Source organism: Pseudomonas sp. HP_01, from assembly GCF_055284355.1.
This window is the reverse complement of the sequence record NZ_JBTOPV010000013.1, coordinates 90,049-103,009: the sequence shown is the minus strand read 5'-3', so window position 1 is coordinate 103,009 and position 12,961 is coordinate 90,049. Positions and strand designations below refer to the sequence as shown.

7 protein-coding genes and 2 pseudogenes are annotated in these 12,961 nt (G+C 62.2%); 5 read left to right on the top strand and 4 right to left on the bottom strand.

Annotation, left to right across the window (positions count from 1 at the left end; translation table 11 throughout):
• Window positions 1-374: 374 nt before the first annotated feature.
• A complete protein-coding gene (locus ACYAR8_RS10575; RefSeq protein WP_463579831.1) occupies window positions 375-1,838 on the bottom strand; it encodes a glyceraldehyde-3-phosphate dehydrogenase in 1,464 nt (487 codons plus the stop codon).
• Window positions 1,839-2,007: 169 nt separating this feature from the next.
• Here ACYAR8_RS10575 and mfd point away from each other — a divergent pair, with 169 nt between their 5' ends.
• The 4 genes and pseudogenes from mfd to ACYAR8_RS10555 form a co-directional block, all read left to right on the top strand.
• The gene (mfd, locus tag ACYAR8_RS10570) at window positions 2,008-5,472 is read left to right on the top strand and encodes a transcription-repair coupling factor (RefSeq protein WP_463579830.1); all 3,465 of its coding nucleotides are present in this window, start codon (window positions 2,008-2,010) and stop codon (window positions 5,470-5,472) included.
• 9 nt (window positions 5,473-5,481) lie between these two features.
• On the top strand, window positions 5,482-6,018 hold the full coding sequence (locus ACYAR8_RS10565; protein WP_463579829.1) for a peptidoglycan binding protein CsiV: 537 nt from the start codon (window positions 5,482-5,484) through the stop codon (window positions 6,016-6,018).
• Window positions 6,019-6,031: 13 nt separating this feature from the next.
• Window positions 6,032-6,545: pseudogene (locus ACYAR8_RS10560) on the top strand (SWIM zinc finger family protein); the annotation flags it as partial.
• 62 nt (window positions 6,546-6,607) lie between these two features.
• Window positions 6,608-8,740: pseudogene (locus tag ACYAR8_RS10555) on the top strand (DEAD/DEAH box helicase); the annotation flags it as partial.
• A 558-nt stretch (window positions 8,741-9,298) separates the two neighbouring features.
• Here the strand turns inward: ACYAR8_RS10555 and ACYAR8_RS10550 are convergent.
• Window positions 9,299-10,960, bottom strand: a complete 1,662-nt coding sequence (locus ACYAR8_RS10550; RefSeq protein WP_463579828.1) for a VRR-NUC domain-containing protein — start codon at window positions 10,958-10,960, stop codon at window positions 9,299-9,301.
• Window positions 10,961-11,123: 163 nt separating this feature from the next.
• On the opposite strand from ACYAR8_RS10550, the gene ACYAR8_RS10545 reads away from it, so the two are divergent.
• The gene (locus tag ACYAR8_RS10545) at window positions 11,124-11,627 is read left to right on the top strand and encodes a nucleoside 2-deoxyribosyltransferase (protein WP_463579827.1); all 504 of its coding nucleotides are present in this window, start codon (window positions 11,124-11,126) and stop codon (window positions 11,625-11,627) included.
• Between the two features lie 89 nt (window positions 11,628-11,716).
• Here ACYAR8_RS10545 and ACYAR8_RS10540 read toward each other — a convergent pair whose 3' ends face one another.
• Both ACYAR8_RS10540 and ACYAR8_RS10535 read right to left on the bottom strand, forming a co-directional pair.
• Window positions 11,717-11,938 carry a hypothetical protein gene (locus ACYAR8_RS10540; protein WP_463579826.1) on the bottom strand — a complete coding sequence of 74 codons (222 nt, stop codon included), beginning with the start codon at window positions 11,936-11,938 and terminating at the stop codon, window positions 11,717-11,719.
• 64 nt (window positions 11,939-12,002) lie between these two features.
• On the bottom strand, window positions 12,003-12,905 hold the full coding sequence (locus tag ACYAR8_RS10535; RefSeq protein WP_074885221.1) for a LysR substrate-binding domain-containing protein: 903 nt from the start codon (window positions 12,903-12,905) through the stop codon (window positions 12,003-12,005).
• Window positions 12,906-12,961: the final 56 nt, after the last annotated feature.

Here is a 12,961-nt window from a genome sequence, read left to right as displayed (position 1 = left end):
CCCCTCCCGCCCCCCGGGCGCCGGGCGGTGGGTCGCCCGCGCCCCCCCCACCCCCCCCCCCCCCCCCCCCCCCCCCCCCCCCCCCCCCCCCCCCCCCCCCGCTCCTACAGGTGATCGGTGCTGAATCCGGAAGCCGCGTCAGGTCAGGACCTGTAGGAGCCGGCTTGCTGGCGAATGCGTCGGGGCAGCGCGAGCAATAGTGGATGACACTCCGCCCTCGCCAGCAAGCCGGCTCCCACAGGATGACCGCCCATTGCCAGGTCTTACGCCTGGCAGAAAGACCAACAAAAACGCCCCGAACCAGTCGGGGCGTTTCTTTTTGCTTCGCGGTTCAGCTTGCGGCTTGCGGCGTACCGCTTGCCGCTGCTTTCAACCTACTTCGGGAAGGCTGGCGGGTTGACACCGGTCATTTCTTCCATCACGCGAACCACCTGGCAGCTGTAACCGAATTCGTTGTCGTACCAGACGTACAACACAACGCGGTTGTCCATGGCGATGGTCGCTTCGGCATCCACCACGCCGGCGTAACGCGAGCCAACGAAGTCGGTGGAGACTACTTCCAGAGAGTTCACGAAGTCGATCTGTTTGTGCAGATCCGAATACAGCGCAGTGTGGCGCAGGTATTCGTTCATCTCTTCGCGGGTGGTCGCAGTACCCAGATTCAGGTTGAGGATGGCCATGGACACGTTTGGCGTTGGAACGCGGATCGCGTTACCGGTCAGCTTGCCGGCCAGCTCGGGCAATGCCTTCGCCGCTGCAGTGGCCGCGCCGGTTTCGGTGATGACCATGTTCAGCGCGGCGCTGCGGCCACGGCGATCGCCCTTGTGGAAGTTGTCGATCAGGTTCTGGTCGTTGGTGTACGAGTGAACCGTTTCAACGTGACCATTGACGATGCCGAACTTGTCATTGACCGCCTTGAGCACCGGCACGATGGCGTTGGTGGTGCAGGACGCCGCCGAGATGATCTTGTCATCAGCGGTGATCTGCTGATGGTTGATGCCGTGAACGATGTTCTTCAGTTTGCCCTTGCCCGGCGCGGTCAGAACCACGCGGTCGATGCCTGGGCATTGCAGGTGCTGGCCCAGGCCCTCGGCATCACGCCACACACCGGTGTTGTCGACCAGCAGCGCGTCCTTGATACCGTACTGGGTGTAATCCACTTCGGCCGGGTTCTTGGCGTAGATCACCTGAATCAGGTTGCCGTTGGCGCAAATGGTGTTGTTGGCTTCATCGATGGTGATGGTGCCGTCGAAAGGACCGTGGACCGAGTCACGGCGCAACAGGCTCGCGCGCTTGACCAGATCGTTTTCAGCGCCTTTGCGGACCACGATGGCGCGCAGACGCAGGCCGTCGCCGCCACCGGTTTTTTCGATCAGGATGCGCGCCAGCAGACGACCGATGCGACCGAAGCCATACAGTACGACGTCAGTGCCCTTGCGCTCGCCGGAGTTCTGCTGGCCGATGACTTCGGCCATTTCTTCGCGGACGAACTCTTCGGCGGTGCGGCCATTGCCTTCGGCCTTGAACTTAACGGCCAGCTTGCCCAGGTCCACCGAAGCGGCGCCCAGTTTGAGCTCGCTCATGGCTTTGACGAGGGGGAACGTCTCGTGTACGGACAACTCGCTGGCGTCAGCCTGGCGGTGACGCGCAAAGCGGTGTGCTTTGAGAATCGCGATGACTGAACGGTTGATCAGGCTGCGGCCATAGATCGAACTCACCACATTATTATTGCGGTAGAGCTGACCGATAAGCGGGATCATCGCCTCGGCGAGGGCTTCACGATCGATCCATTCACCAAGACACTGGTCGGGCTTCTGAGTCACGGGAACCTTCCACATGTAGGGGCTGAAAAAAGGGACTACATTATGCACAGGCCTTTGTTTATGAGCAATCCAGACTTTTCACGACCTGGAGCACTACATAATTTCCGGCGCACAAAACTGACAGCGTCTCTGCGGATTAGTTACACTCCCCGGCTTTGCCGCAACGCCTGGAGCTTTAACTTCCGTGCCCGTTCTGCGCCTTCCGATTCTGCCTGCTGCAGCAGGCAAACAACATTGGGGTAACCTCCCCGGTGCCGCCCTGAGTCTCGCCATCGCCGAGGCTGCCAGCGCCGCGAAACGCTTCACCCTGCTGCTTACCGCAGACAGCCAGAGCGCCGAGCGACTGGAACAGGAACTGAAGTTTTTTGCCCCTGATCTCCCGGTCTTGCATTTCCCCGATTGGGAAACCCTGCCCTACGATCTGTTCTCGCCCCATCAGGACATTATCTCCCAGCGCATTGCCAGCCTTTACCGGCTGCCGGAGCTGGTGCACGGCGTGCTGGTGGTGCCGATCACCACCGCCCTGCACCGTCTGGCGCCGACCAGTTTCCTGCTGGGCAGCAGCCTGGTCCTCGACGTCGGCCAGAAGCTCGACGTCGACGCCATGCGCACCCGCCTTGAAGCCAGCGGCTATCGCTATGTCGACACGGTGTATGAGCATGGCGAGTTCACCGTACGTGGCGCGCTGATCGACCTGTTCCCGATGGGCAGCAAACTGCCTTACCGCATCGACCTGTTCGATGACGAGATCGAAACCCTGCGCACCTTCGAGCCGGAAACCCAGCGCTCCATCGACAAGGTCGATTCGGTGCGTCTGTTGCCGGCGAAGGAATTCCCGCTGCAGAAGGAAGCGGTGACGCGCTTCAAGGCGCGCTTCCGCGAACGCTTCGATGTCGACTTCCGCCGCAGCCCGATTTTCCAGGACTTGAACAGCGGCATCACGCCGGCCGGGATCGAGTACTACATTCCGTTGTTCTTCGAAGAAACCTCGACGCTGTTCGACTACCTGCCCCAGGACACCCAGGTGTTCTCGATGCCAGGGATCGAAGCGGCGGCCGAGACATTCTGGAAGGACGTGCGCAATCGCTACGAAGAACGCCGTGTCGACCCGGAGCGCCCGCTGCTGCCACCGGCCGAGCTGTTCCTGCCGGTCGACGACTGTTTCGCCCGCCTGAAGAACTGGCCCCGCGTGGTTGCCAGCCAGGACGACGTCGAAAGCGGCGTTGGCCGTGAGCGGTTCCCGGCTCAGGTGCTGCCGGATCTGGCCATCGAATCCAAAGCGAGCCAGCCGCTGGCGGCGCTGTCGAAGTTCCTCGGCAAGTTTCCCGGACGCGTGCTGTTTACTGCTGAGTCGGCCGGTCGCCGCGAAGTGCTGCTGGAACTGCTCGAACGCCTGAAGCTGCGCCCGAAAACCCTGGACAGCTGGCAAGAGTTCGTCGACAGCAAGGAGCGCCTGGCGATCACCATCGCGCCGCTGGATGAAGGCCTGGTGCTGGAAGATCCGACGTTGGCGCTGGTGGCGGAAAGCCCGCTGTTCGGTCAGCGGGTCATGCAGCGTCGTCGCCGCGACAAGCGCGCCGACAGCCACGCCAGCGACGCCGTGATCAAGAACCTGGCCGAGCTGCGTGAAGGCGCGCCGGTGGTGCACATCGACCACGGGGTCGGGCGTTATCTGGGGCTGGCGACGCTGGAGGTCGAGAATCAGGTCGCCGAGTTCCTCATGCTGGCCTACGCCGAAGAGGCCAAGCTCTACGTGCCAGTGGCCAACCTGCACCTGATCGCCCGCTACACTGGCAGCGATGACGAGCTCGCGCCTCTGCACCGTCTGGGTTCCGAAGCCTGGCAGAAAGCCAAGCGCAAGGCTGCCGAACAGGTGCGCGATGTGGCCGCCGAGCTGCTCGACATCTATGCCCGCCGCGCGGCCCGCGAAGGGTATGCCTTCGCCGATCCGAAACTGGACTACGACACCTTCAGCGCCGGCTTCCCGTTCGAAGAAACCCCGGACCAGCAGACCACCATCGAAGCCGTGCGCGCCGACATGCTCGCGCCCAAGCCCATGGACCGTCTGGTCTGTGGCGACGTCGGTTTCGGCAAGACCGAAGTGGCCATGCGCGCGGCATTCATCGCTGTACACGGCGGTCGCCAAGTGGCGATTCTGGTGCCGACCACCCTCCTCGCTCAGCAGCACTACAACAGTTTCCGCGACCGCTTCGCTGACTGGCCGGTGACGGTTGAGGTGATGAGCCGCTTCAAATCGGCAAAAGAGATCAACGCCGCCGTGGCCGATCTGGCCGAGGGCAAGATCGACATCGTCATCGGCACCCACAAGTTGCTGCAGGACGACGTCAAGATCAAAAACCTGGGGCTGGTGATCATCGACGAAGAGCACCGCTTCGGTGTGCGTCAGAAGGAACAGCTCAAGGCCCTGCGCAGCGAGGTCGACATCCTGACCCTCACCGCGACGCCGATCCCGCGGACCCTGAACATGGCCGTGGCGGGCATGCGTGACTTGTCGATCATCGCCACGCCGCCAGCCCGTCGTCTGTCGGTACGCACCTTCGTCATGGAGCAGAACAAGCCGACGGTCAAAGAGGCGTTGCTGCGTGAATTGCTGCGCGGCGGTCAGGTGTACTACCTGCACAACGATGTGAAGACCATCGAGAAATGCGCGGCGGACCTGGCCGAACTGGTGCCGGAAGCGCGCATCGGCATCGGCCACGGACAGATGCACGAACGTGATCTCGAACAGGTGATGAGCGACTTCTACCACAAGCGCTTCAACGTGCTGATCGCCTCGACCATCATCGAGACCGGCATCGACGTGCCGAGCGCCAACACCATCATCATCGAGCGCGCCGACAAATTCGGTCTGGCCCAGCTGCACCAGTTGCGCGGCCGGGTCGGGCGCAGTCACCACCAGGCCTACGCCTACCTGCTGACGCCGCCACGCAAGCAGATTACCCCCGATGCCGAGAAGCGTCTGGAGGCGATCGCCAACACCCAGGACCTCGGTGCGGGCTTCGTGCTCGCCACCAATGACCTCGAAATCCGTGGCGCCGGCGAGCTGCTCGGCGATGGCCAGAGCGGGCAGATCCAGGCGGTGGGTTTCACCCTGTACATGGAAATGCTCGAACGCGCGGTGAAGTCGATCCGCAAGGGCGAGCAGCCTAACCTCGACCAGCCGCTGGGTGGGGGTCCCGAGGTCAATCTGCGGGTGCCGGGATTGATTCCGGAAGCCTATCTGCCGGACGTTCATACGCGCCTGATTCTGTACAAGCGCATCGCCAACGCCGCCGACGAAGAGGGTCTGAAGGACCTGCAGGTCGAAATGATCGATCGCTTCGGTCTGTTGCCCGAGCCCACCAAGAATCTGGTGCGCCTGACTTCGCTGAAGCTGAAGGCCGAGCAACTGGGCATCAAGAAAGTCGACGCCGGCCCCCAGGGTGGACGCATCGAATTCGCGGCGGAGACCCCGGTTGACCCACTGACGCTGATCAAGCTGATCCAGAGCCAGCCCAAACGCTACAAGTTCGAAGGCGCCACGCTGTTCAAATTCATGGTGCCGATGGAGCGCCCCGAGGAACGCTTCGCCACGCTGGAGGCGCTGTTCGAGCGCTTGACCCCACCGCCTTCCAAAAAATCGGCTTAAGGATTCACCATGGGTTTGATCCGCTCCTTCACCTTGCTGCTGGTGCTGTTCGCGCCAGCGGCCTTCGCCGATGGCGCCTATCAGGTAGAACTGATCCTTTTCCGCCAGAACGGCGAGCCGGCGGCGACCAATCAACCCGCTCCGGAAGACTGGGCCGCCGGGGCGCAACAGCTGGGCGCGGACAGCCAGACGCCGACAGCGCTGGACGGTCTGGCGAACAAGCTCGAATCAAGCGACGGCTATAAAGTGCTGCTGCACAAAGCCTGGCAACAGGACCTCAGCGCCACACCGAGCAAGGTGGCGATCAGTGACGGCCAGGAGCAGTTCGGCCACTTCCCCATCGAGGGCACGGTGAGCCTGGGGCTGGCGCGCTTTACCGACATCGACGCGAACTTCTGGGTCAACCAGCTGGACAGCCACGGCGTGCTGGTGACCAGCGAGCGCATGCGTCAGGCGACCCGGGTCAGAAACGGAGAACTTACTTACATGGACAACGGAAGCCTCGCCATGCTGATCAAGGTTTCTCCCGTCCAGCCACCCCGTTGACGCAGGCCTAGACGTGGCGTCCAACCTGGAAAAAGCCCTCGCCCTGCCGTGGGAACCGCTATTTAAAACGCAATCCGTCGAGCGCGGTCTGGAGTACGCGCGGCAGCAGCGCGTGATGCTCGAACACTTGAGCGGAGATGTCGTGCGCACGGTTTGCCGGGGCTCAAGCCTGGAGATCTACACCCAGACGCTGTTGTTCAAGGACCCGGAGCGCACGCGCAACTTCATTGTCGGCAAATGCACCTGCCCGGTCAGAAACAACTGCAAGCACTGTGCGGCGGCGCTGTTCTTTTTGCAGGACCCGGACAACAGCCCCGGCATTCTCGCCGCGGTCGACGGCGAATCGGTTGCCCGCAGGCCGAAAGTCGTCGAGCAAAAACCCAAGTTGCCCGAGCGCCTGGAAAAGAACATCAAGCCCGAGCCACGGCTGATACTCGCCAGCTTCGAATACAGCGCCTACGAGCCGCGCAACGGCAAGATGCAGCGGCACATCCAGCACCGCGCGGCCCTGGCGTTTCGCTACCGCGAATCCTACGTGTCGGGCGTGCCCGCTCCCGGCCGTGGCGGCGACATCCTCTGGCACCTGCCGGACGAAATATTGCGCACGCGCCGCCATCCGGAGCGTGAAGGCGAGTACCGCAAGCAGCTGCAGGAACTGGGTTTTCGCATCGCCACCCGGCAGAGCAAGGCGCTGCCGGACAGTGCCGGCGAGATGTTCGAACTGGCCACCGACAAGGCCTGGCTGAGCTTCATTCTCGACGAGTTGCCCCGGCTGCGCGCCGAAGGCTGGCAGATCGAAATGAGCGAAGACTTTGGCTTCGACGTCACGCCGGTGGACGACTGGTATGCCGTGGTCGACGACGAGCCGGAGCGCGACTGGTTCGATCTGGAGTTGGGGATCATCGTCAACGGCGAGCGGCTGAGCCTGCTGCCGATCCTGATCAACCTGCTGCGTACGCACCCGGAGTTGATGACCGCCAGCGGCATCGCCAAGCGTCGGGACGACGAGCAGTTGCTGGTTCAGCTCAACCATTTCACCCAGCGCGGCGGCGTGCCGATTCAGGTGGCGCTGCCTTATGGGCGGCTGAAACCGGTGCTGGCGACCCTGGGCGATTTCTACTGGCGCGAGGACGGCAACAACGCCATTCGCCTGAACACCGCCGATGCTGCACGGCTGCGGCAGCTGGATGACCTGCCGCTGGTGTGGCAGGGCGGCGACCGGCTGCGGCAGTTCTCCGAACGACTGGTGAACATCAAGGATGTGCGCGGCGAGGTGCCGGTAGGCCTGAATGCGACGTTGCGGCCTTATCAGCTGGAAGGCCTGAGCTGGATGCAAGCGTTGCGCGAGCTGGAGGTCGGCGGCGTGCTCGCCGATGACATGGGCCTGGGCAAGACCCTGCAAACCCTGGCGCACCTGCTGCTGGAGAAACAGGCCGGGCGTCTCGACCGGCCGGCGCTGGTGGTGATGCCCACCAGCCTGATCCCCAACTGGGTGGATGAGGCGAAGCACTTCACGCCGCAACTGAAGGTGCTGGCGTTGTTTGGCACCCAGCGGCATCAGGATTTCAAGCGCCTGCAGGATTACGACCTGATCCTGACCACCTACGCCCTGCTGCCCCGTGATGTCGAGGTGCTCAGCCAGCAACTGCTGCATGTGCTGGTGCTCGATGAAGCGCAATACATCAAGAACCCCAACAGCAAAGCGGCGCAGGCCGCGCGTCAGTTGAATGCCCGCCAGCGTCTGTGCCTGAGCGGCACGCCACTGGAAAACCACCTGGGCGAGCTGTGGTCGCTGTTCCATTTCCTGATGCCCGGCTGGCTGGGGGATGCCAAGCAGTTCAACAGCAATTACCGCACGCCGATCGAGAAGTTCGGCAACGAGCAGCGCCTGGAGCACCTCAACGCGCGGATCAAGCCGTTCCTGCTGCGCCGGACCAAGGAACAGGTGGCCACCGAGCTGCCGCCGAAGACCGAGATCGTCCATTGGGTCGAACTCAACGACACTCAGCGCGATGTGTACGAGACCATGCGTCTGGCGATGGACAAGAAGGTGCGCGACGAGATCACCCGCAAAGGCGTGGGGCGCAGTCAGATCATCATTCTTGAAGCGTTGCTCAAGCTGCGTCAGGTTTGCTGTGATCTGCGGCTGGTGAACAGTGCGCCGGTCAATCCGCGGCAGTCGAGTTCGGCCAAGCTCGACAGTCTGATGGAGATGCTGGAGGAGTTGTTTGCGGAGAATCGCAAAATTCTGTTGTTCTCGCAGTTCACGTCGATGCTGGAGTTGATCGAGGCGGAGTTGAAGCAGCGCGGGATCGCGTATTCGCTGCTGACCGGGAAGACCAAGGATCGGCGGGTGCCGGTGCAGGATTTTCAGAGCGGCAAGCATTCGATTTTTCTGATCAGTCTGAAGGCCGGCGGCACGGGGTTGAATCTGACGGCGGCCGATACGGTGATTCACTACGATCCGTGGTGGAACCCGGCGGCGGAGAATCAGGCGACGGATCGGGCGTATCGGATTGGTCAGGATAAGCCGGTGTTCGTTTACAAGATGATTGCGCGGGGGACGGTGGAGGAGAAGATTCAGCATTTGCAGCAGGAGAAGGCGGCGCTGGCGGCGGGTGTGCTGGATGGGCGCAAGGCCGGGGACTGGAAGTTGCAGGATGAGGATATTGCGGCGTTGTTTGCGCCGTTGCCGATGGTGGCTAAGAAGGCCAAGCGATGAGGGGACTCACGATGAGGGGACTGATTTATTTACAGCGCTTCACCGTAAATTAATCTGTCCCCGGGGTATGAAGATCAAGAGCGTCGGCCTAACGGCCTCGATTTCGCCTTCGGCGAGTTACTTGGAAAAGCACCCCAAGTAACCAAGGGTGCTTGCTCCTGGTTGGGCCCTTCCTTCGTCAGGGTACCCTCACTCCGACGACGCTCCGTGGGCCCGCTGCCATCCGCCATCCATGGCGGGGGGCAGCTCTCGCCGCATCCATGCGGCTCGGCCCACTCCGCGAGACCTGCGTTCAGCCTGCACCCAAGTCGCGATTGGCGGCGTCTGAACTTTCTCGGTGGAAGATCAACATCAACAGCACAATCCTTATCCCTCAACCTGATCTTGATCGTTCCCACGCTCTGCGTGGGAATGCATCCCCTGACGCTCCGCGTCCATTCCGGCTGACGCCGGACCCCGGGGGTATACGCGATGCTTTTAGTGGGACCGGCTTTAGCCGGGAAGAGGCCAGTGTGGGCGCTGGCAATGTTGCGGATGTACGGGTCGGGGAAACCGGTGTCACCCCGTCGCCAACAGGTCTTGTTCCGCCCATTTCACGTAGCACACCACCACCGGCATTTCGTGTTCGGCGCAGAAGTCGATCCAGCGCAGTTGGTTGTCTTGCAGGCGATCGCCGGGGCCTTTGACTTCGATCATTCGGTAGCGGCGTTGTTCGGGGTAGAACTGGATGAGGTCGGGCATGCCGGTTCGGTTGGCTTTGATGTCTTGCAGCAGGCGTCGGAACCAGCGTTTGAGATGTTGCGCCGGCAGGCAGTGGAGCGCTTGATCCAGCAGTTCCGGGGTCAGGGTGCCCCAGAAAACGAAAGGCGATTGCAGGCCGAATTTGCTGGCGTAGGTGTCGCGAATCACCGCTTCGTAGCGCTGGTCGTCGAGTTGCGCCAGGCATTCGTCGAACAGGGTTGCGCGGCGCTGGTAGAAGTCCGGGCTGTAGAGGTCGCTCGGTGCGCTGTGGAAGGGGTGGAAAAACGCCCCCGGCAGCGGCGCAAAGATCGCCCGCCAGCACAGCAGGCCGAACAGCGAATTGACCAGGGCGTTTTCGACGTAATGCACCTCGCTGCCCTCTTCCGCCAGGTGCTGCTGAATCAGCCGTTCGACGCTGTGATCGGGCAGTGGCAGCACGCTCAGGTCGAGCCGGCTGACCGTCCGTTTCATCCTCTTCTGCACGCTGCCCTCGCCCAGCTTGCGCTTGAGACGCGGCTGGATGCGCACCAGGTGTTGGTTTTCTTCATCGTTTTCCGGCGCCGATTGCGCTTCCAGCAACAACGTCATGGCTTCGAGGAATTGCTCGCTACGTTCGAGCACGCGAATCCTGCGCACACGGGCGCCGGGGTAGCTGGACTGCGCGTAGACGCTCAATGCCAGCGGCCAGTCCTGTTCGCGTTCGGCCTGCTGACCGATCTTGAACAACAACTTGGCGCGACGCATGGCCAGCCAGGGATTATCGGTCTCGACGGCCAGCGCCTGCGGCGCCAGGTCGGCCAGTGCCATGCCGTCGTCCAGCGCCTGTCGGCAGGTGTGCAGGTGCAGGCAGATGTCGATGTCGGCGCGCTGGTTGATGCCACGGGATTCGACGGAAAATTCGACTTTTTCATAGCGATAGATGCCCAGGTCCGCCAGCACGAACTCCGACCACTCCTGGTACAGGTTGCCGAAGTACAACAAGCGAAGCCGGTCGCACAACGGCATCACCTGGAGGGCGAAGATCACTTCTTCGAACCCGGCAAACCAGTGTTCCAGCCGCTGGGGCGATTCGTATATCGGCAGCAGGCGCTGCAAGAGGTCGGATTTTTTCTCCGCACTTTTGACGCCGTGGGCCTTGAAACACTGGCCCAGCTCGTCCTTGCGCAGCAACGCGAACAGCGCGTGAAGGTCCAGATGGGGCTGGCCGTCCACCCAGCCTGATTCCAGCAGCGGCGCGGCGGCCAGTCGGACATCGCCGATTTCGGCGTAATCGAGCTTGCTGGCGCGAAACAGCGTGCCCTTGCGCATGACCATGCGCACCAGTAAGGCCTGTGCAGGTTGCGGCAGTTGGGCAAAGTCGTCGATAAAACGCCGCTCGTCTTCGTCGAGCAGGTCGTCGTAGCGCTGGGCGATCCAGTTCAGCACCTGGCGGAAGTTTTCCAGGTAATAAAACGGATTGTCGAGGGGGGAAAGGCTCACGGCGAGGTCACGTAAAGGCTGACGGGAGAGCGTGAGGATACTGGTTATCCGTACAGATTCCAGCCCTGACTGCTGTAGGATGGCGGCGGCCCGATCAACGGCGCGGACCAAAGGGCGCTGCGCACCCGCTACACTCCCTCTACGCACTTTCAAGGAGATCGCCATGCCTTCCGCCGGCAAACCCCTCGTTTATCTCGCGGGCTTCGACGTGTTTCGCGCCGACGCTATCGATCACGGCCGCGCGTTGAAAGCCCTTTGCGATCAGCACGGTCTCGAGGGGTTGTACCCTTTTGACAACGAAGTGCCGGAAGGACTGATGCCTGAAGAAGCCGCCGCCGTCATTTGCAACGCCAATATCGAGATGATCAAAGCCTGCGACGCGGTGCTGGCCAATCTCAATCCGTTTCGCGGCGCCGAGCCGGATTCAGGTACGGCCTTCGAAGTGGGCATGGCCATTGCGCTGGGCAAGCCCGTGTGGGCGTATTTCGCGGCGAATGGCTCGTTGCGCGAGCAGATCGCCCATGACGCGGCGGGCTTCGACGCGCAGGGGTTTCAGGTGGAAGATTTCGGCCTGCCGCGCAATTTGATGCTGGCGTGTACCTGGGCCAGCAGCAGCGAAACGGCCGAAGAAGCGATTGAGTCGCTGGCTGCGCATCTCGCTGACTGAACCCATAACCCGGTCGCCCCTGCAGGTTATCTGACGGCAGATCCATCTGCGGTGTCGTCATCAAGGTCAGCGATCGCCAACGCCCTCGCCTATTCCAGATTCGCCGAACTGATGTCCAGCTTGTCAGCGTCGGCAAACCCGTCCAGGTCCAGGTCGCTCAGATCAAGCTCCGCCTCCGGGTCGCGGTCCTCGTCGGAATCGGCATCGTTGAGGGGCGACTGATCGCCGCCAAAATGCTCGCCCTCATGGGCAAACCAGGCCATTGCATGGGTGTCCGGCTGGCTTGTCTGTACCTGCATCAGTACCTGCATCGTTGACGCTCCGTGGGTGAATGTCGTTATGCAGGCTAACCCACCCGGCGGGGTAAAGCACAGGTCAGGACAAATTGAGGAAAGACCCGCCGTCATCGCGCAGCATCTGCACCATGGCGTGGGCGGCGGGCGACAGATAGCCCTCGCGGCGCAGCATGACGCAAAGGGTCCGCGTCATCGTGGTCTGTTCCAGTTGCACCTCGCGCAGGTCCTGCATGTTTTTGCCGAACTCCAGCGTCTCCCGGGCGATGAAACTCAGCAGGCTGGTCTGGGCGATCAGTCGCGGCAGCAGGGAAATCGAGTTGGACTCGATCTGCACGTCCGGCAGCGGCAGGTCGTGGCGGGCGAAGGCGTCGTCGACCCAGATGCGCGAAGACACCCCGGACGGCGGCAGCACCCAGCGATAGCGACACAAATCGCGCATCTGGAATGGCGCTTTGAAAATCGGATGATTGCGGCTGGCGATCACCACCGCTTCGTCGGTGAGGATCGGGTAAAAGGTGAATTCTTCTTCGGCGCCGCGCTGGGCGCAAATGATCATGTCCAGGTGCCCGGAGCGCAGCTGCTCGCGCAGCATGTCGTCCTGACCGATCACCAGCTTGAGCGTCACCTGCGGCGAGCGTTTGAGCAGCGCGCTGGTCAGCTCCGGCAGCAGGTATTCGGCCATGGTCGCCGCACAGCCCAGACGGATATCCCCTACCGCGCCACTGGCAAAATCGCGCACCTCGCGTTGGGTCTGGGCGATGCTTTGCTGCAACACCTTGCCCCGCGCCTGGAGCAGCTCGCCGACGGGCGTGAGCTTGATTCTGCGACCGTCGCGCTGGAACAGCTTGGTGCCGAAGGATTCCTCCAGCCGCTGGATGCTTTTGGTCAGCGCCGGCTGGCTGCGATTGAGCTTTTCCGCCGCGCGCCCCAGATGACCGAGCTCGGCGATGGTTTCGAAGTAGGTCAGGTCACGCAGGTCCATATATCAACCAAAGTTATCAATTCATGATTATTAGAAAATAGACTTGATCGATTGCG

Bases quoted from the DNA above. Each gene is read 5' to 3' on its own strand.
- ACYAR8_RS10575 (WP_463579831.1), bottom strand. From the start codon at position 1,838: ATGTGGAAGGTTCCCGTGACTCAGAAGCCCGACCAGTGTCTTGGTGAA.
- ACYAR8_RS10565 (WP_463579829.1), top strand. From the start codon at position 5,482: ATGGGTTTGATCCGCTCCTTCACCTTGCTGCTGGTGCTGTTCGCGCCA.
- ACYAR8_RS10545 (WP_463579827.1), top strand. From the start codon at position 11,124: ATGCCTTCCGCCGGCAAACCCCTCGTTTATCTCGCGGGCTTCGACGTG.
- ACYAR8_RS10540 (WP_463579826.1), bottom strand. From the start codon at position 11,938: ATGCAGGTACTGATGCAGGTACAGACAAGCCAGCCGGACACCCATGCA.
- ACYAR8_RS10535 (WP_074885221.1), bottom strand. From the start codon at position 12,905: ATGGACCTGCGTGACCTGACCTACTTCGAAACCATCGCCGAGCTCGGT.